The following is an 18,039-nucleotide window of genomic DNA, read 5'->3' on the forward strand; positions in this document are numbered from 1 at the left end:
GGAGGCAAGCGGGTTTTCAATGTCATTGGGGCGAACATCATGAAGATCTGTGTTTTTGGAGCAGGGGCGATTGGAGCGTTGATGGGCGTGCAACTCGCGCGCGCCGGTGCGGATGTGAGTTTCGTTGCGCGTGGTCCGCATCTCGCTGCGATGCGCGAGCATGGCGTACGCGTATTGATGGACGGCGAAGAGGTGTCTGCGCGTGTGCGCTGCACGTCCGACCCAAGCGAACTCGGTGTGCAGGACTATGTGCTCATTACGCTAAAGGCGCACTCGGTGCCAGGCGTCGTCGATGCGATGCAGCCGCTGCTTGGCAAGCACACAGCGGTTATCACCGGCGTGAACGGCATTCCGTACTGGTACTTCTATCAGCATGGCGGCAAGTTCGCGGGCACGCGGCTGTCGAGCATCGACCCGGACGGCTCGCAATGGAACAAGCTCGGCGCCGAACGCGCGATCGGCTGCGTGCTGTATCCGGCGGCGGAAATTATCGAGCCTGGTGTGGTCAAGCACGTGTACGGCAAGAAGTTTCCGATCGGCGAACCGAGCGGCGAACGCACACCGCGCATTCAGGCGCTTCATGAAATGATGCAGGCGGCCGGCTTCGATGCGCCGATTCGCGACAATATCCGCGACGAAATCTGGCTCAAGCTGTGGGGCAATCTGTGTTTCAACCCGATCAGCGCGCTGACGCATGGCACGCTCGATCTGCTGGCAGGCGACCCCGGTACGCGCCACGTGTGCCGCACGATGATGGCTGAAGCGCAGCGAATCGCCGAGCCGCTCGGCGTGCATTTCCGCGTCGATATCGAACGGCGCATCGACGGTGCGGGTTCGGTCGGCGCGCACAAGACGTCGACGCTCGTCGACCTCGAGCATCGCCGGCCGATGGAGATCGACCCGCTGCTGACCGTCGTGCAGGAAATGGGCCGCCTTGTCGGCGAGCCGACGCCGACCATCGACGTCGTGCTCGCGCTCGTCAAGATGCGCGAAAGAATAGCGCTAAGCGGCGAATAAAAGCCCTTGCGTCGTCGAATGACGCAAGGGCTCGGGTGCCTATGAAGCCGCATCGGGGATCGGACGCATCGCTGCGTTCGATCCTCGTTTTATCGAGCGCGCCCTCAGTCGTTCAGTCATGCGCCCTTATTCTGATCACCGCTGTCAATGATCGATTGCGAGCCAGATCGACTTCGGCTCCGTGAAGTTTTCAATCGCGACATCGCCGTGCTCGCGGCCGAAGCCCGAATCGCCCGCCCCGCCCCACGGCAAACGCACATCGGTATAGCCATACGTATTGATCCATACCGTGCCGGCCTTGAGCGCATGCGCGACGCGATGCACGCGCCCGATATCGGCACTCCATACGCCGGCCGCGAGGCTATACAGCGTGCCGTTTGCCATCCGGATCGCGTCCGCCTCGTCGTCGAATCGGATCACGCTCGCCACGGGCCCGAAGATCTCCTCCTGCGAAATGCGCATTTCGTGCTCGACGTTCGCAAAAACAGTCGGCTCGACGAAAAAGCCGCGCTCGCCAATTCGCGAGCCGCCCGTCACGAGCGACGCGCCCTCGTTCTTGCCGATGTCGACATAGCCGAGCACGGTCTTCATCTGCGCATCGGAAATCAGCGGACCCATGCCCGTTTCGCGCTGCGTCGGATCGCCGACCTTGATCGACTTCGCGCGCGCGGAAAGCCGCTCGACGACATCGTCGTAAACATCGCGATGGACAAGAATGCGCGAGCCCGCCGAGCACACCTGGCCCGTGTTGAAGAACACGCCCGAGGCCGCCGCGCGCACCGCGCTGTCGAGATTCGCATCGGGAAAGATCAGGTTCGCCGACTTGCCGCCGAGTTCGAGCGTGACGCGCTTGAAGTTGCTGGCCGCACCTTGCAGAATGCCGCGGCCGACTGACGGCGAACCGGTAAACGTCACCTTGTCGACGCCCGGGTGAGCGACGAGCGCATCGCCGACCACACTGCCCTTGCCGGTCACCACATTGAACACGCCCGGCGGCACACCCGCATCGAGCGCGAGTTCGGCGACGCGCAACGCCGATAACGGCGTGATTTCCGCGGGCTTCACGATCAGCGTGCAGCCGCACGCGAGCGCCGGCGCGATCTTCCACATGCCGATCATTAGCGGGAAATTCCACGGCACGATCGCAGCGACCACACCGACGGGCTCGCGCACTGTGTAAGTGAGCGCGTCGGGCCGTACCGGCACGACTTCGCCGTGGATCTTGTCGCACCAGCCCGCGTAGTACGCGAGCGTATCGATCGCCGCCGGAATATCCTGACGCAATACGCCGGAGATCGGCTTGCCGCCGTCGAGGCTTTCGAGTTCGGCGATTTCCTGCTGGTTCGCGCGCAGCAGATCGGCGAAGCGCGCCAGAATGCGTGCGCGCTCGCCCGCGCGGATACCGTTCCAGACCGCAAGCGCGGCGCGTGCCGCCCGGACCGCGGCGTCGACATCCGCGGCGTTCCCTCGCGCGACGCGCGCAATCGGCTGTTCGGTGGCAGGGTCGATGTCGACCGAGTATTCGCCGCTTGTGGGCGGCACGCGTTCTCCATTGATTAGCAGATCATGCTGTTGAAGGTCGGATTCAATGCCCATGGTAGTACTCCTTGCAAAGACAAGTCCCGGGCCTACCGAAGCGTCGGATTTTTTAAGCTTGTCTGGACGTACGCAGCGGCGCTGCGTTGCCGGATGCGGCCGGCGCAGGCGCGACCGGCGCGGATGCGGCCGGTGCGGGCTCGGACGACGCATGCCCGTCGGCGCGCGTCGCACCGGATGCGCGCCCCGATGCGCGGCCGCGGTCGCAGAAAAGCGACCACACAGCCTCGGCATTGGGCCGCAACGTCCGGTTGCGGTGCCGCACGAGCATCGTCGTGAACGATACTTCGGGCAGCAAGGGACGCGCCACGAGCCGTGCGGAGGGCGCCGGCCAGTGCGCGCCGATCGGCAGCACGCCGATTCCGAGCCCCAGTTCGATCATACGCATCACGGCCGCGACATGCCCGCATTCCTGCATGCGCCGCACGTGCACGCGATGCGCGCCGATCGCACGCTCCAACGCGGCACGGCTGCCGGCGTCGGCATTGAGCGTGACGAGCGATGCGTCGCCGAGCGCGCTCCACATCAGCGTCGTGCCGCGGGCGAGCGCATGCGTGTCCGGCAGGACCGCGCAAAGAGGGGTGGAAAAGAGGGGTTGTGCAAGCAACGTGTCACTGCTGTATGCGTCGACGTCCGAGACGACGCCGAAATCGACATCGCCCTGCTCGACACTTGCCAGCACGGCGTCTTGCGATTCATCTTTGACATCGACGACAAGACCGGGAAAGGCCGCCGCGCAGCGGGCGATGCATTCCGGCACCCAGCTCGACGACAACACCGGATTGCTCGCCACGGTGACGACACCGGTATGACCATGGTGCGCCGCGCGCTCTTCGCGCAGCGTCAGGTCGATTTCGTCGAGCAGTTGCCCGATGCGGCGCGCAAGACTCGCGCCGGCCAGAGTCAGCTCGACCTGGCGCGTCGTGCGATCGAAAAGTCGCAACGAGATCGCTTCTTCGAGTTCGCGAACGCAGCGGCTGACCGCCGACTGCGTCAGATCGAACTCGCGCGCCGCGCGGGTAAAGCTGCGCTGGCGCGCGACAGCGACGAACACCTTCAGTTGCTGCAATGAAACGTTCATGTGTACGCCGCTATGCTCCTGAGAGGCCAGGCGGCCGGCCTGTTATTGCTGCCCGTGTGTCATACCGGGTTGCAGGCCGGCTCATCTGCCTCGTCGTTATTCGCCCGTTTGCTCGGGCCACGTGCTCAGTCGTGACGGGCCACCACTTTTGGTGGCGTCACTCACGAGCGGGTCGCTCGCCTCGATCCAGCGTGCACGCATCGGTGCAAGCACGAACTTCGCCGATACGCCGGCCGCGATCGTAATCACCGCCGACACGATAAACACGAGGTTCCAGCCGCCCGTGACAGCAAGCACCGATGCGATCGGCACGAGCAGCGACGCGGTGCCCTTCGCGGTGTACAACGTGCCTGCGTTGGACGCTGCATACTTGCTGCCGAACGTGTCCGCGCAAATAGCCGGGAAGATCGAGAAGATCTCGCCCCAGAACAGGAAGATCAGCGCGGCAAACGTCATGAACGCATACGGATTCGTGCCGTATTCCATGAGCCCGAGAAGCGCGAGACCTTCGCCGATGAAAATCGCGAACATCGTGTTTTCACGGCCGATCTTGTCCGAAATGAAGCCGCACAGCGGACGCGTAAAGCCATTGCAGATGTTGTCGATCGACAGCGTCATCGTAAGCAGCGGCAGCGTTGCACCGAACACCGTCACCGGAATCTTCGCGAGACCGAAGTCCTTCGCGATCGGGCCGATTTGCGCGGTGGCCATCAGGCCGCCCGCCGCGACCGCGACGAAGCACAGGTAAATGACCCAGAACACCGGCGCCTTGATCATCTGGCCAGGCGTGTAGTCGGTCTTCGACACCGCGAACTTGCGCTTGATCGCCGGCCCCTTGTGCGCTTCAGGCTTCCTGAGCAGCATCGAGAGGATGAAGATCACCACACCCTGCAAGATGCCGAAGAACAGGAACGTATGCTCGTAGCCCTGCGCCGTGATCATGTTCGCGATCGGAATCACCGTCACGGCCGCGCCCGCGCCGAAGCCCGCTGCGGTCAGCCCCGCCGCGAGTCCGCGACGGTCCGGGAACAGCTTCAGCGCATTGCCGACGCAGGTGCCGTACACGCCGCCCGCACCGATACCCGCGATCACCGACGCGACGTACAGTTCGGGAAGCGTAGTCGCAAACGAATTCATCACCCAGGCAAGACCCGCGCAAAGCGCGCCGACCGCGACCACCGGGCGCGGACCGAACCGGTCGACGAGATAACCCTCGAGCGGAACGAGCCAGGTTTCGGTCAGGATGAAAATGGAGAACGCAAGCTGAATCGAAGCCTGGCCCCAGTGATGACGCGCATTCATCGGTGCAACGAACAGCGTCCATGCATATTGCAGATTGGCGACCAGCGCCATGCACAGAACGCCGATGATGAGTTGGCACCAGCGGTTCCGCCAGAAGGCGGGGGCCGGAGCCTGTCGAGAAATGTCTTCCATTGCTTTGTCTCCGATATGTTTTCTGCAACCGGCCGGATTGCCGGATTACATGCATGCCACCTTGTAGTGCTACCCCGATCGATACGCCGGGTCTGAAAACGGCAATTGCCGGTTCACTGCCATACAAAAAACGGTTTAGCGCGATGCGTCATTCCGTTAGTCCAACAAATCAGCGACTAAAGCAAAAGGCGGCATCAGGCGACCTGTCCTTCCGCTTTAGCTCATTCATTCTGGGCCTAGGCGTTAACCCGAGCATCAAGCAAGCTGTAAACCACATGTGCACAGGCGGACGCCGCCATTTACATCGATGCTAGGGTCATTGCTGAATTACGGATAATTAAATCTTGTTACCATGTCGATTCATTCCAGCTTATACATCGGCCATGACGATGAGAAACGCGACACTCCGCCAATTGAAGGTGTTCGAGACTGTCGCCCGGCATTTGAGCTTCTCGCGCGCCGCGGAAGAACTGCATCTGACGCAACCCGCGGTATCCACCCAGGTCCGCCAGCTTGAAGAGCACGCCGGCTTGCCGCTCTTCGAACAGCTCGGCAAAAAGATCTACCTGACCACGGCCGGCAACGAGATGCTTCACTACAGCCGCACCATCATCCAGCAGTTCCACGAAGTGGACGAAGCGATGAGTCAGCTCAAGGGCATCTCGGGCGGCAAGCTGAACGTCGCGGTGATCAGCGCCGGCGATTACTTCTTTCCGCGGCTGCTCGCCGAATTCACGCACCGCTATACCGGTGTCGAACTGAACCTTGCGGTGCATAACCGCGACGAACTGCTGCACCAGCTCGCGACGAATCAAACCGACCTTGCGGTGATGGTGCGCCCGCCGCACGAAATGGACGCCATCAACGAAGCATTCGCGCCGCACCCGTATGTGATCGTTGCGCCGCCCAGCCATCCGCTTGCGGGCAAGCGTCACATCAAGATGGCCCAGCTCGCCGAAGAAGCGTTCATCGTGCGCGAGCGCGGCTCGGACACGTGGAATTCGATGGAAGAAGGCTTCGCGGGGCGCCTCACGAACCTGAAGATCGCGATGGAGATCAAGAGCACCGAGACCATCAAGCAGGCCGTGATCGCCGGCATGGGCATCGCGTTCCTGTCCGCGCATACGATCAGCCTCGAACTGCAGGTCGGCAACCTCACGGTACTCGATGTCGAGGGGTTTCCCGTGATGCTGAACTGGTACGTCGTCCACAGGAAAAACAAGCGCCTGCCCCCCGTCGCGGTTGCGTTCAAGCAGTTCCTGATGGAAGAAGGCGCGAATCAGATCGAGGAGATCACGCGCGTCACGCGGCTGATCACCCATAAGTGATTCCCTATGGAATCCAAATAAAACTTTAACTATTGCAAATCCATCAGGGCTTCTATGCTTGAGTCGAGTCTTATCACTCGCCAGCTCAGGAGTCCCGTCATGAATCACACTTCGGTTGCCATGCTCACCGCTTCGCCCGCTGCTCGCGTCGCCGCGAACAGCCCCGAAGATCCCAGCCTGTGCGCGTATAACAGCGCCTTCAGCGATCTCGGCCTGCGTTTTCGCTGGGACAGCGAAACGCTTGACGTGCTGAAGCAGGAGTTCAACAGCGAAATCGCGCGAATCACCGCTTATATCGAACGGTTCCATGCGCATCTGCTGAAGGCGTACGACGCCGACTTTCTCGCTCAACTGATTTTCCAGAAGAAAACCGAGTTTTACCGCGAAGCGGCCGCTGAATGAGGTGGCCAGCACTGCGCGAGCATCGGTGGGCAGGTGCGCTATGGTGCGCACCAGTCCACGCCGGGTGAATTCGCGCAGGCATCGCTTCATCGTGCGACGCTCCGCTGGTGTATGCGTGCGTGGCCACGCGTCGGGTCGTTATAGCGTTGCCCACCATGACGTCGTGCGCGATCGCGTGTCATGCCGTTGATGTTTACGCCGCTTCGGCTGCGCTTCGACGCAACAGTGAGTGTCCAGCGCTGCGTGAAGTCATCGGCGGGCCGCATGTCCATTGCATCGGCACGCCATTCGACACGAAACAGCGTCTCGCGCCGGCTCGGCATGCCGCAACGCGCGCTCGCTGTTCGATGCGAGGCACGCTGCCCACGTCCATTGGCCACCGCGTGCAGCAATCCGTAGCGGTCATCGACCGTCACCGCGAGATGCACACCCAACGCGGCAGCGAGTCCGCCCGCCGCCAGCAGAACCGCCAACCCGATTACGGGCGACGCTTCGGTCACAAAGCCATAGCCAAGCCAGATACACAATAGCAAGGCGGCGAAATCGACGACTGCACAACCCGGACATGCGCTGATATGCGCATGCACCGCGTCGCGCATCGTATTACGTAGTCTGAAGAATGCGATGGCCGATGCGGCCAGCAGTAACGCGCCGGCAAACACCGCGACGTAAAGACCGATCCGTTCACCGCTATCTTTTGCCGCCAGCACCGACGCCGAAGAAAAATATCGCGCGAAGGCACCAGCGAGCGACACGAGTCCCACGCCGCAGCAGCCGATCGTTGCGAGCGCAACCATCGACTGCCGCCGCCTGCCGCTCAATTCACCGATGCCACGCTGGCCGGAACCGGTCACTCCATTCGGCATGCTGTCTCCTCGATCCGTGTTACCGGTCTTCTGTTCATGCCGTATCAGACCGCGTTTGCAGCGGCAAGCGTTGCTTGCCGCACCGTATTGCCCGCCGCGGTGAGCCTGTTCGTCAAGGTGCCGATCCCGTCGATCGTGATCGACACCGACGTGCCGTCCTTGATCGAGCCGACGCCGAGCGACGTGCCGCAGGCGATCACATCGCCGGGTTCGAGCGTCATATCCTGGGAGATCAGGCTGACCTGCTCCGCCGGCGTGAACACCATGTCCGATAGCGGATAGTTCTGACGTTCGACACCTTCGAGTGTCGTCACGACGTGCGCCGACCGCCAGTCGAAATCCGTCGCGATCGCGGGCCCGATACAACAGAAAGTATCGAAGCCTTTCGCTCTGCACCATTGAGGAAAGTGCGGATTTTCGTTAAGCAGTTCCGCGGCTGTCACGTCGTTGACGATCGTGTAGCCGAAGATCGATGCGGCCGCTTCTTCGACGCTCGCATCGCGGCAACGCTTGCCGATCACGATACCGAGTTCGCCTTCGTAGGCGATCTTGCCGGCGTAGTGCGCCGGCCGCAGAATCGGCTCTTCAGCGCCGATCACCGATTCAGCCGGCTTGATCAGAAACAGCGGATGCGCAGGCACCGGCTTTTCGAGTTTCGCGGCGAGCGCATGGAAATTGTTCCATAGCGCCACCACTTTTCGCGGCACGCATGGCGCCAACGGTCTAAGCGCGCGCACGGGCAGCACCGCGCCGGTCGGCACCGGATGCTCGAGACTCAGGTGCTCATACAAATTTCCGCCTTCCACCTTGCCGAACACAATACGATCGTCGCTCGACAAAAAACGCATCCACGTTTCCATACAGACTCCGTTGCGCAACCGGCGCGGCCTCTATAAGCGAGAGCGCCGCGCCGCCGCTTGTTGCATACACAACGATCCAGCGCGCGTCAGATTTTCCCTGCGCCACGCGCCCACTTGTACTTCGCGCCGAGTACCGCCACCGGAATTTCAGTCGAATACGTGCAGGCGGGCACGCCGTGCTCGTACAGGTATTCGGCCGCTTCCTCGACCTGCACGTCGCCGGCGAGCGACGCAACGATCGGCTTCTCAATGCCCTTCGCTTTCATCTCCACCTTCACCACCGGCTTCTTCTTCGACACGCGCGCTGCCGCTTCCGCGAATGCGCGGCCGTCTTTCAGATCCTCGCAGTGCTGCGCGAAGATCTCCGTGTGATCGTCCTGTTCGAAGAAGGTCAGCAGATCGTCTTCGTCGATATCCGATTTATTGCCGAGGCCGACAATCGCGGAAACGCCCATCTTCGCGGAGCGCGAGAAGCCGATAATCGCCATGCCGATGCCGCCCGATTGCGACGACAGCGTGGCCTTGCCCCGCACGTCATACGGTGTACAGAAGGTTGCGCACAGATTCTTCGGCGTGTAATAGAAACCGTAGCGCTTGGCGTTGTCCATGACCGTCGCGAAGCCGTGTTCGACTTCGGCTTCGCTTGTCACGCCGACCAGCACGTCACCGGCCTCGGTCTTGTGCAGAATCTCGGGCGAGACGAATTTCAGCACCACTGGAAAACCCATTTGCGCCGCGATCTGCGCGGCCTCGCGCGCATCGGTCGCAAGCCCTTCCTTCGGCACGGCAATACCGTAGACGTCGCACACGAGCTTGCCTTCCGGCGCCGTCAGAGACGTTCGGCCTTCCGCTTTCACGTTGCCGAGGATGTGCTGCACGACCGCCTTGTTCGGTTCGGCCGCGCCGTGCGACAAGTGAGCGCCGCCGCGTTCCCGCAGCGAAAGGGAGTCTTCGTAGGCCATATCGTGTCGTCTCCGATTCTGGTTATGAAGCCGCCCGGCCTGTCAACTGCCGGTTGAAGCACCAACAGGCGACACGTAAAACACGCGCGCCTGTCGGCCTCCTGCCATCGAACCTCGTGCATCGAACCGCGCACCACTACCGCTCAGATCGCGCCCGCGGTGCGCAACGCCGCGATCTGTTCCGCCGAATAACCGAGCTCGGTCATCACTTCGTCGGTATGCTCGCCCAGCAGCGGCGAACGTGTCACATCCGTGGGGCTATCCGACAGCTTGATAGGATTGCCGACGGTCAGATACTTGCCGCGCACCGGATGATCGACTTCGACGATGGTGCCCGTCTTGCGCAGCGATTCGTCTTCGGCGATTTCCTTCATCGACAGGATCGGGCCGCACGGGATGTCGTACTTGTTGAGGATTTCCATCGCCTCGAACTTCGTCTTCGTCATCGTCCAGCGTTCGATCTCGGCGAAGATGTCCTTGAGGCGCGGCAGACGCGCATTCGGCGTCGCGTAGTCAGGATCGGTCGCCCACTCTTCCTTGCCGATCACGTTGCAGATCTTTGCCCACACGGGCGCCTGCGTGATGAAGTAGATGTAAGCGTTCGGGTCCGCTTCCCAGCCCTTGCACTTGAGAATCCAACCCGGCTGGCCGCCGCCCGACGCATTGCCGGCGCGCGGCACGGCCTCGCCGAACGTGCCGTTCGGATACTGTGGGTACTCTTTCATGACGCCGGTGCGTTCGAGACGCTGCTGGTCGCGCAGCTTCACGCGGCACAGGTTCAGTACGCCGTCCTGCATCGCGGCGAGTACCTTCTGGCCGCGGTTCGTCTTCGTGCGCTGGAACAGCGCGGTGACGATGCCGAGCGCGAGGTGCAGCCCCGTGCCGCTATCGCCGATCTGCGCACCGCTCACAACAGGCGGGCCATCGTCGAAACCGGTCGTGGAGGCCGCACCGCCCGCGCATTGCGCGACGTTTTCGTAGACCTTGCAGTCCTCGTACGGCCCGGGACCGAAGCCCTTCACCGACGCGACGATCATCTGCGGATTGAGTTCCTGAATATGCGCCCACGTGAAGCCCATGCGATCGAGCGCGCCCGGCGCGAAGTTTTCGACGAGCACGTCGCAGCTTTTGATCAGCGTCTCAAGAACTTTCTTGCCTTCGGGGTTCTTCGTGTCGATCGTCACCGACCGCTTGTTGTGATTGAGCATCGTGAAGTAAAGGCTGTCCGCATCGGGGATGTCGCGCAGTTGCTCGCGCGTGACGTCGCCGGTACCGGCCTTCTCCACCTTGATCACATCGGCGCCAAACCATGCGAGCAGCTGCGTGCAGGTCGGACCGGATTGCACATGCGTGAAATCGAGAATGCGCACACCGTCAAGTGCCTTAGCCATGATTTGTCTCCTTCCCTTGCTTCATCTGTTCATGGTCGGATGAAACGGGCAGCGCGCGATGCCGGGCTTCGATGCCGGCGTTGGGGGATAAAACGTCTGCGGACATAAGTCGTCTCCTATGCGTTATCTGGCGGTTATCGATGACGTAGCCGAACTTGCCAGGCCTCGTATATGACGCGCATCTCGCATGCCCCGGTCAATACGGTATGTGATATATCACAACGCATCAAGCGTATTTTGATACTGCGGCGCGCCAGTCCGAATCGCGTCAAGTCCTTTTCTGGCTTGGTTTTCCGCCCGCCTCGTCCGCGCTTTCGACGTCCGACCGAGGGAAAATACCGACCATCTCCATCTCTTGAACCATTCTGATATATCACATACCATATTTCACAGCCCGTCAAGAGAAGTCTTTCCCCACTGCCCCAATCCCGAAACACATCCAGTGAGGAGGAGTCTGTGAACATTCACGAATATCAGGCGAAGGAACTGCTGAAAGGCTACGGCGTCGCCGTGCCGAACGGCCGCGTTGCGTTCACGCCGGACGACGCGGCCGCAGCGGCCCGCGAACTCGGCGGCGCGGTGTGGGTCGTCAAATCGCAGATTCATGCGGGCGGCCGCGGCGCGGGACGCTTCGCGAACGATCTCAATGGCGCGGGTGGCGTGCGCGTGGTCAAGACAATCGACGACGTCGCGAAAAATGCGGCGCAAATGCTGTCGTCGGTGCTCGTGACGAAGCAGACCGGCCCCGCCGGCCGCGAAGTGAAGCGCGTCTATATCGAGGAAGGCTGCGCGATCGAACGCGAGCTGTATCTCGGCATGCTCATCGATCGCGCAACGTCGCGCATCACGGTGATGGCGTCGACAGAAGGCGGGATGGAAATCGAGGAAGTCGCGGCACACACGCCCGAGAAGATCCTGAAGGTGGCCGTCGACCCGGCCACCGGCTTGCAGCCGTTCCACGCGCGAAAAATCGCGTTCGGTCTCGGCCTCGCCGGCAGTCAGGTCAAGTCGGCCACGCAGTTCATTCTCAACGCGTACCGCGCCTTCATCGAACTCGATGCGTCGATCGTCGAGATCAACCCGCTTGTCGTGACCGCGTCGGGCGACATCGTCGCGCTCGATGCGAAACTCAACTTCGACGACAACGCCCTGTTCCGCCATCCGTCGATCGAAGCGCTGCGCGACGAAGCCGAAGAAGATCCGGCCGAGCTCGAAGCCGCCAGGCACGGGCTCAACTACGTGACGCTCGACGGCAACATCGGCTGCATGGTCAACGGCGCCGGCCTCGCGATGGCGACGATGGACATCATCAAGCTCTACGGCGGCGAGCCGGCGAACTTTCTCGATGTCGGCGGCGGCGCAACGAAGGAGCGCGTGGCGACCGCGTTCCGGCTGATTCTGCGCGACCCGAAGGTCGAAGCGATCCTCGTGAATATCTTCGGCGGCATCATGCGCTGCGACGTGATCGCGGAAGGCGTCGTCAGCGCCGCACGCGAAGTCGACCTGCGCGTGCCGCTCGTCGTGCGCCTCGAAGGCACGAACGTCGAACTCGGCAAGCAGATTCTGCGCGACTCGGGCCTGCCGATCCTGTCAGCCGATCATCTTGCGGATGCAGCCGACAAGGTCGTCACCGCCGCCGTCCAACACTCGGGAGCGCACTAATATGGCCGTTCTGATCGACCGCAATACCAAAGTCATCTGCCAGGGCTTCACCGGCTCGCAAGGCAGCTTCCATTCCGAACAGGCGCTCGCTTACGGCACGCAAATGGTCGGCGGCGTGACGCCGGGCAAAGGCGGCTCGACGCATCTCGGGCTGCCGGTGTTCGACACCGTCGCCGATGCCGTCGATGCGACCGGCGCGAACGCATCGGTCATCTACGTGCCGCCGCCCGTCGCCGCCGATGCGATTCTCGAAGCCGTCGACGCGCAAGTGCCGCTCGTCGTCTGCATCACGGAAGGCATTCCGGTCATCGACATGGTGCGCGTGAAGCGCGCGCTCGCCGGCTCGGGCACACGCCTCGTCGGGCCCAACTGCCCCGGCGTGATCACGCCGGGGCAATGCAAGATCGGCATCATGCCGGGCCATATTCACCGGCCGGGGAAGATCGGCGTCGTATCGCGCTCGGGCACGCTCACCTACGAGGCGGTTGCGCAAACCACCGCCGCGGGTCTCGGGCAAACGACCTGTATCGGCATCGGCGGCGATCCGGTGAACGGGACGAATTTCATCGACTGCCTCGAGATGTTTCTCGCCGACGACGACACGCACGGCATCATCATGATCGGCGAAATCGGCGGTTCGGCCGAGGAAGACGCCGCGCAATTCCTCAAGGACGCACGCGCGAAAAAGCCGGTCGTCGGCTTTATCGCCGGCACGAGCGCGCCGCCTGGACGCCGCATGGGTCACGCGGGCGCGATCATTTCGGGCGGCAAAGGAACGGCAGGCGCGAAGATCGATGCGATGCGGGAAGCCGGAGTGCATGTCGCGCAATCGCCGGCAGCGCTCGGTGAAACGATGGTGCAGGCATTGCGCGGGCATTGAACGACGCGTACGGCAGGTCGAGTCAGGCAGCAACGGCGCACACAAGATAAAACATGCGCCTTCTAAAAAAGATAACGAAACAAGCGGGTTCGCAGATGCAAAAAAGCCAGCGGGCGACGCGCCCGCTGGCTTTCCTTCTTTCCTTCAGCACCGTGGCGACCGCGACGCTACACGCAAGCGCCCTGCGGACGCTCAATCAAGAAAGTCGCAATTCGCCTCGACGAAGTCGGCAAGATCGAGCGAATGCTGGCGCACGAGCCGCTCCGCGAGCTCCGTATCGCGCTCTTCGAGCGCCTCGATAATGCGCAAATGATCGACGATCGAGCGCGACGCGCGGTCGCTCTGCGAAATCGTCAGCCGGCGAATCGCGCGCACGTGAATAAAAATATTCTTGATCGTCTCGAGGATGATCTGCGACCTCGACAGTTCGACAATCGCCTGATGAAACGCGATGTTGGCGTCCGAATACTCGGCGATGTGCTCGGCCGGCGTCGTGTCGCGGAAGCTGTCGAACATATGGCGCAGCCGCGCGATTTCCTCGTCCGTCGCGTGCAGCGTGGCGAGGCGCGCGGCCATGCTTTCAAGCGCCGCCCACATCTGGATCATCTCGACGATTTCGCGCTTGCTCTTGCGCACTATATAGATACCGCGGCGCGGCACCATACGCAGAAAGCCTTCCTGCTCGAGCAACGTCATCGCCTCACGCACGGGCGTGCGGCTCACCCCGAGCGTTTCGCTAAGCAAACGCTCGTCGAGCCGTATTTCGTCCTTCGACTGATAGATGTCCGCGTCGGCAATCGCCTGGCGCAGCATCGCATAGGCCTGGTCGCGCAGGCTGGCGCTTGCATTGATGGGCTGCAGCGCCAGCGTCAACGGCGAAGCCACTACGTTTTCAGTTTGAAGTTCCGACGACATTCATCGCCTCTTTCTTGACGGAAGCACGGACCGGAGCCGGCACAATCGCGTCGCCATAAGCGCCCGCAAGGCCAGCGTACCGGCCATGCTTCGCGGCGAGCGATGCAACATGCAACGGAATCATATTAGTCAGCAAAACGGTCGCGGCAGCGCCGAGACCCACGAAACCAACAGCAAGCAGCGCCAGAGAGACGAAATCCATTTCAAACTCCATACGATTGAGTGTTCACAATGACTCAATCATATGCTGCGCTGCCACATACGTCAATAACTTTGTATGTAGTATATCAAGCACTGTTGCTTTTTAAACTCGGTGAAAAACCTAACATGCCAGCGACGGGCGCGCTCGCGAAATTCAGCAAAACGCATCGACAAGTCACGGTATGCGAGATGTTTCGCTGCATCGCGAGATACTGGGATCGGGCACGTTGCTTATGCCTGACAGCCCTGACATACGCCGCCACGCATCACCGGAATTTCGCAGTGCGTCATGATCCGGACGCATCAGTTATATGTTTGCCGACCTCATATTGCCAACCACGACCGTACACAATATCGTTCCGCAAATCGGCACGACGGCGTTTCGCGTCGTACCGTCATATGTGCTCAACCTGCATATGAACGTCATGAGTTTTAAGTTCGCATTCTGGTCCGATAACAGGCCGTCCGCCTCAAAAGCTCAAGTTAAACAAGCTGACGACCGATAACGAACAAGACGCACCCCATCGGAGACCGACCACATGAGCAGTATTGCAAAACCCGGCGATAAATCCGGTTCGCCGTCCTTCTTTTCCAAGCAGGCCACCGTCGCCCGCCCAGGCTTCTCGCGCTGGATGGTGCCGCCAGCGGCCCTCGCCGTGCACCTGTGTATCGGCCAGGCCTACGCGTTTTCCGTGTTCAACGGACCGCTGACGAAGGTCATCGGCATTACGCAGTCCGCACCGGATGACTGGACGCTGACCACCCTCGGCTGGATCTTCTCGCTCGCGATCGTGTTCCTCGGCCTGTCGGCCGCGTTCGCCGGCAAGTGGCTCGAGCATGTCGGCCCGCGCCGCACGATGTTTACGGCGGCATGCTGCTTCGGCGGCGGCTTCCTCGTCTCCGCCGTCGGCGTGTGGACGCATCAGATCTGGCTGCTGTATCTCGGCTACGGCGTGATCGGCGGCATCGGTCTTGGCCTCGGCTACGTCTCGCCGGTCTCGACGCTGATCCGCTGGTTCCCGGACCGCCGCGGCATGGCGACCGGCATGGCGATCATGGGCTTCGGCGGCGGCGCGATGATTGCCGCGCCGTTGTCGGTCGCGCTGATGAACCACTTCAAGAGCGCCACGAGCATCGGCGTCGCCGAAACCTTCGTCGTGCTCGGCATCGCGTACTTCATCTCGATGACGATCGGCTCGCTCGCGATCCGCGTGCCCCCGGCGGACTGGAAGCCGGCCGGCTGGACGCCGCCCGCGACCACCACGACGAAGATGATCACGCGCAACCACGTGCATATCGACCAGGCGCTGAAGACGCCGCAGTTCTACCTGATCTGGCTCGTGCTGTTCCTGAACGTGACGGCCGGCATCGGCATTCTCGGTCAGGCCTCGGTGATGATTCAGGAGAGCTTCAAGAGCACGGTGACGGCCGCGGCCGCGGCCGGCTTCGTGGGCCTGCTGTCGCTGTTCAACATGGGCGGCCGCTTTATCTGGGCGTCGGCGTCGGACTGGGTCGGCCGCAAGAACACGTACTTCATCTTCTTCGTGCTCGGCGCGGTGCTGTACTACTTCGTGCCGACCTTCGCGGATGCGGGCAATATCGCGCTGTTCGTGCTGTCGTACTGCGTGATCCTGTCGATGTACGGCGGCGGCTTCTCGACCGTGCCGGCGTATCTCGCCGACATGTTCGGCACGGCATTCGTGGGCGGCATCCACGGTCGGCTGCTCACTGCATGGGCCGCGGCCGGCGTGGCGGGCCCGGTGCTTGTGAACTACATCCGCGCGTATGAAGTCGCGCACGGCGTCGCGAAAGCCGATGCGTACACGCTGACCGTGCACCTGATGGCCGTGCTGCTGGTGGTCGGCTTTATCTGCAACCTGCTCGTGAAGCGCGTCGACGACAAGCACTATATGACCGACGCCCAACTGGCGGCCGAGAAATAACCGAGGATCCTTATGAACACCACGACTCAGGAGCATCCGTCCAACAAGGGCCTGCTCGCCATCTTCTGGCTGTACGTGCTGATTCCGCTCGCATGGGGCGTGACCAACACGCTGTTGCAGGCGGTCAAGCTGTTTGGCTAGGCAAGCCTGATACTTCGCGCAAGCGAATGAAAAAAGGCCGGGCGCGCTGCCCGGCCTTTTTCGTTTGATTTTCGATTTGCGCGTCGCACATCAATCGACATCCGCCGCATCGTCCGTATCGAGCCGCAGCGGAAAGACAATCTCGAACGTCGTCCCCTCGCCCTCGTGCGACGCAAAGCGCAAGTCCCCGTGCAGCGTGCGGCACAGCTCGCGCACAATCGCAAGACCGAGCCCCACGCCCGGCACATCCTCCTGATTCGCGCGCTCGAATTCCTTGAACACGCGCTGCTGATCCGCCTCCGCAATCCCGACCCCGGTATCGGACACCCGCAGGCACCACTGCGTCTCGCCGCACAGGTGCATATCGAACTCGACCTCGCCCGCCTTCGTGTACTTGGCCGCATTGGACAGCAAGTTGAGCGCGACCTGCTTGAGCTTGAGCCGGTTCGACACGATCGTCCCGAGCTCGCGATCGAATCGTTGCACGAGGCGCAAGCCTTTCGCCTCCACCGTCGGGCCGCATGATGCGATCAGCTCGTCGAACAGCGCGCGCAGATCGATGGCTTCGGTGGCAAACGGATTCGTGTCGCCGAGCACGATCGAATATTCGACGAGCTCATCGACCAGCGTCTTCATATCGCCGACCTGCCGGTTCGCGAGCGCAAGCGCCGTATCGGTCTTCGCCGGCGCGCGCGCAATCATCTGCAGCGCCATCGAAAACACATTGAGAAAATTGCGCAGATCGTGCACGACGCTGCGTGTGAGCTGCATCCGCGATTCATACAATTCGCCGACGAGCTTCTGCTTGAGCAGCAGTTCCTGATTCGCGCGTTCGAGCTGGCCTGTGTATTCGTCGATCTTGCGGTCGCGCTCGGTCATGACCTCGCGAATCGAGGTGAGCGTCACGAAGCTGATCGCCTCGTCGATAAAATGCCGGGCGTGCTCCTCGTGCCGCCGCGTAAACGCCGGATACTGCTCCGCGTAGCCAAAAATCGCGCCCAGCAGCACCTGGCGCAGCAAATCGAGTTCGCGCACGAGTTCGTCGATGCGATAGCCCTGCTTCCAGCGCAGCCGTCCGTGCAGTTTCGCGTTACGTTCGATCGACGGCTCGACCTGATCGAGATCCTGATCTTCGAGCGCGCTGCAAAGCTCTTCGAGAATAGCGGGAACGTGATCGGCCAGTTGTTCGTAAGTAAGCCGGTCCGATTCCGACAGGTCCGCATCGTTGAACACCGCCTTCATCCATCGCTCGGTCAGATCGATGCGCTGTTCGCGCAGATGATCGGCAAAGAGGCGCAGCGGTCGTGATGGTTTGAGAGCCATGACGGCACCTCGCGACGGAGCACAGCGAAGGCGAACG

The 18,039-nt window shown here is 61.9% G+C and carries 17 protein-coding genes; 7 read left to right on the forward strand and 10 right to left on the reverse strand.

Annotated features, from left to right (window positions below):
* Window positions 1-39: 39 nt before the first annotated feature.
* Window positions 40-1,017, forward strand: a complete 978-nt coding sequence (locus ACYPXD_RS05195; protein ID WP_459708213.1) for a 2-dehydropantoate 2-reductase — start codon at window positions 40-42, stop codon at window positions 1,015-1,017.
* A gap of 144 nt (window positions 1,018-1,161) precedes the next feature.
* On the opposite strand, the gene ACYPXD_RS05200 is transcribed toward ACYPXD_RS05195, so the two are convergent.
* From ACYPXD_RS05200 to oxlT, 3 genes are all read right to left on the reverse strand, one after another.
* Window positions 1,162-2,613 carry an aldehyde dehydrogenase family protein gene (locus tag ACYPXD_RS05200; protein ID WP_459708215.1) on the reverse strand — a complete coding sequence of 484 codons (1,452 nt, stop codon included), beginning with the start codon at window positions 2,611-2,613 and terminating at the stop codon, window positions 1,162-1,164.
* A gap of 52 nt (window positions 2,614-2,665) precedes the next feature.
* Window positions 2,666-3,694: a LysR family transcriptional regulator gene (locus ACYPXD_RS05205; protein WP_459708217.1), complete on the reverse strand. Its 1,029-nt coding sequence runs from the start codon at window positions 3,692-3,694 to the stop codon at window positions 2,666-2,668.
* 96 nt (window positions 3,695-3,790) lie between these two features.
* A complete protein-coding gene (gene oxlT, locus ACYPXD_RS05210) occupies window positions 3,791-5,128 on the reverse strand; it encodes an oxalate/formate MFS antiporter (protein WP_459708219.1) in 1,338 nt (445 codons plus the stop codon).
* Window positions 5,129-5,511: 383 nt separating this feature from the next.
* On the opposite strand from oxlT, the gene ACYPXD_RS05215 reads away from it, so the two are divergent.
* Both ACYPXD_RS05215 and ACYPXD_RS05220 read left to right on the forward strand, forming a co-directional pair.
* On the forward strand, window positions 5,512-6,456 hold the full coding sequence (locus ACYPXD_RS05215) for a LysR family transcriptional regulator (protein ID WP_459708221.1): 945 nt from the start codon (window positions 5,512-5,514) through the stop codon (window positions 6,454-6,456).
* A gap of 99 nt (window positions 6,457-6,555) precedes the next feature.
* On the forward strand, window positions 6,556-6,858 hold the full coding sequence (locus tag ACYPXD_RS05220) for a hypothetical protein (protein ID WP_459708223.1): 303 nt from the start codon (window positions 6,556-6,558) through the stop codon (window positions 6,856-6,858).
* Between the two features lie 86 nt (window positions 6,859-6,944).
* Here ACYPXD_RS05220 and ACYPXD_RS05225 read toward each other — a convergent pair whose 3' ends face one another.
* The 4 genes from ACYPXD_RS05225 to frc all read right to left on the reverse strand — a co-directional run bounded on the left by ACYPXD_RS05225 (window position 6,945) and on the right by frc (window position 10,937).
* Window positions 6,945-7,724: a hypothetical protein gene (locus ACYPXD_RS05225; protein ID WP_459708225.1), complete on the reverse strand. Its 780-nt coding sequence runs from the start codon at window positions 7,722-7,724 to the stop codon at window positions 6,945-6,947.
* A 44-nt stretch (window positions 7,725-7,768) separates the two neighbouring features.
* Window positions 7,769-8,584, reverse strand: a complete 816-nt coding sequence (locus ACYPXD_RS05230) for a fumarylacetoacetate hydrolase family protein (RefSeq protein WP_459708227.1) — start codon at window positions 8,582-8,584, stop codon at window positions 7,769-7,771.
* A gap of 86 nt (window positions 8,585-8,670) precedes the next feature.
* Window positions 8,671-9,546, reverse strand: a complete 876-nt coding sequence (locus ACYPXD_RS05235; protein WP_459708229.1) for an acetate--CoA ligase family protein — start codon at window positions 9,544-9,546, stop codon at window positions 8,671-8,673.
* A 143-nt stretch (window positions 9,547-9,689) separates the two neighbouring features.
* The gene (gene frc / locus ACYPXD_RS05240) at window positions 9,690-10,937 is read right to left on the reverse strand and encodes a formyl-CoA transferase (protein WP_459708231.1); all 1,248 of its coding nucleotides are present in this window, start codon (window positions 10,935-10,937) and stop codon (window positions 9,690-9,692) included.
* A gap of 456 nt (window positions 10,938-11,393) precedes the next feature.
* Between frc and sucC the strand changes: the two genes are divergently transcribed.
* Window positions 11,394-12,599, forward strand: a complete 1,206-nt coding sequence (gene sucC, locus ACYPXD_RS05245; protein WP_459708233.1) for an ADP-forming succinate--CoA ligase subunit beta — start codon at window positions 11,394-11,396, stop codon at window positions 12,597-12,599.
* A 1-nt stretch (window position 12,600) separates the two neighbouring features.
* Window positions 12,601-13,479 carry a succinate--CoA ligase subunit alpha gene (gene sucD, locus ACYPXD_RS05250; protein ID WP_459708235.1) on the forward strand — a complete coding sequence of 293 codons (879 nt, stop codon included), beginning with the start codon at window positions 12,601-12,603 and terminating at the stop codon, window positions 13,477-13,479.
* Between the two features lie 192 nt (window positions 13,480-13,671).
* Here the strand turns inward: sucD and ACYPXD_RS05255 are convergent, their stop codons facing one another.
* Together ACYPXD_RS05255 and ACYPXD_RS05260 are read right to left on the reverse strand one after the other, a co-directional pair.
* The gene (locus tag ACYPXD_RS05255) at window positions 13,672-14,394 is read right to left on the reverse strand and encodes a GntR family transcriptional regulator (protein ID WP_459708237.1); all 723 of its coding nucleotides are present in this window, start codon (window positions 14,392-14,394) and stop codon (window positions 13,672-13,674) included.
* Window positions 14,372-14,596, reverse strand: coding sequence for a hypothetical protein (locus tag ACYPXD_RS05260; RefSeq protein ID WP_459708239.1), 225 nt, complete (start codon window positions 14,594-14,596; stop codon window positions 14,372-14,374). The genes ACYPXD_RS05255 and ACYPXD_RS05260 overlap by 23 nt, the downstream gene beginning before the upstream one ends.
* 538 nt (window positions 14,597-15,134) lie before the next feature.
* Here ACYPXD_RS05260 and ACYPXD_RS05265 point away from each other — a divergent pair.
* Both ACYPXD_RS05265 and ACYPXD_RS05270 read left to right on the forward strand, forming a co-directional pair.
* The gene (locus ACYPXD_RS05265; RefSeq protein WP_459708241.1) at window positions 15,135-16,538 is read left to right on the forward strand and encodes an L-lactate MFS transporter; all 1,404 of its coding nucleotides are present in this window, start codon (window positions 15,135-15,137) and stop codon (window positions 16,536-16,538) included.
* Between the two features lie 12 nt (window positions 16,539-16,550).
* Window positions 16,551-16,679: an MFS transporter small subunit gene (locus ACYPXD_RS05270; protein WP_459708243.1), complete on the forward strand. Its 129-nt coding sequence runs from the start codon at window positions 16,551-16,553 to the stop codon at window positions 16,677-16,679.
* Window positions 16,680-16,769: 90 nt separating this feature from the next.
* Here ACYPXD_RS05270 and ACYPXD_RS05275 read toward each other — a convergent pair whose 3' ends face one another.
* Window positions 16,770-18,002: a sensor histidine kinase gene (locus tag ACYPXD_RS05275; RefSeq protein WP_459708245.1), complete on the reverse strand. Its 1,233-nt coding sequence runs from the start codon at window positions 18,000-18,002 to the stop codon at window positions 16,770-16,772.
* Window positions 18,003-18,039 lie beyond the last annotated feature (37 nt).

It is taken from the genome of Paraburkholderia sp. 2C, assembly GCF_054589215.1.

Bases quoted from the DNA above. Each gene is read 5' to 3' on its own strand.
- ACYPXD_RS05195 (WP_459708213.1), top strand. From the start codon at position 40: ATGAAGATCTGTGTTTTTGGAGCAGGGGCGATTGGAGCGTTGATGGGC.
- ACYPXD_RS05200 (WP_459708215.1), bottom strand. From the start codon at position 2,613: ATGGGCATTGAATCCGACCTTCAACAGCATGATCTGCTAATCAATGGA.
- ACYPXD_RS05205 (WP_459708217.1), bottom strand. From the start codon at position 3,694: ATGAACGTTTCATTGCAGCAACTGAAGGTGTTCGTCGCTGTCGCGCGC.
- oxlT (WP_459708219.1), bottom strand. From the start codon at position 5,128: ATGGAAGACATTTCTCGACAGGCTCCGGCCCCCGCCTTCTGGCGGAAC.
- ACYPXD_RS05215 (WP_459708221.1), top strand. From the start codon at position 5,512: ATGACGATGAGAAACGCGACACTCCGCCAATTGAAGGTGTTCGAGACT.
- ACYPXD_RS05220 (WP_459708223.1), top strand. From the start codon at position 6,556: ATGAATCACACTTCGGTTGCCATGCTCACCGCTTCGCCCGCTGCTCGC.
- ACYPXD_RS05225 (WP_459708225.1), bottom strand. From the start codon at position 7,724: ATGCCGAATGGAGTGACCGGTTCCGGCCAGCGTGGCATCGGTGAATTG.
- ACYPXD_RS05230 (WP_459708227.1), bottom strand. From the start codon at position 8,584: ATGGAAACGTGGATGCGTTTTTTGTCGAGCGACGATCGTATTGTGTTC.
- ACYPXD_RS05235 (WP_459708229.1), bottom strand. From the start codon at position 9,546: ATGGCCTACGAAGACTCCCTTTCGCTGCGGGAACGCGGCGGCGCTCAC.
- frc (WP_459708231.1), bottom strand. From the start codon at position 10,937: ATGGCTAAGGCACTTGACGGTGTGCGCATTCTCGATTTCACGCATGTG.
- sucD (WP_459708235.1), top strand. From the start codon at position 12,601: ATGGCCGTTCTGATCGACCGCAATACCAAAGTCATCTGCCAGGGCTTC.
- ACYPXD_RS05255 (WP_459708237.1), bottom strand. From the start codon at position 14,394: ATGTCGTCGGAACTTCAAACTGAAAACGTAGTGGCTTCGCCGTTGACG.
- ACYPXD_RS05260 (WP_459708239.1), bottom strand. From the start codon at position 14,596: ATGGATTTCGTCTCTCTGGCGCTGCTTGCTGTTGGTTTCGTGGGTCTC.
- ACYPXD_RS05265 (WP_459708241.1), top strand. From the start codon at position 15,135: ATGAGCAGTATTGCAAAACCCGGCGATAAATCCGGTTCGCCGTCCTTC.
- ACYPXD_RS05270 (WP_459708243.1), top strand. From the start codon at position 16,551: ATGAACACCACGACTCAGGAGCATCCGTCCAACAAGGGCCTGCTCGCC.
- ACYPXD_RS05275 (WP_459708245.1), bottom strand. From the start codon at position 18,002: ATGGCTCTCAAACCATCACGACCGCTGCGCCTCTTTGCCGATCATCTG.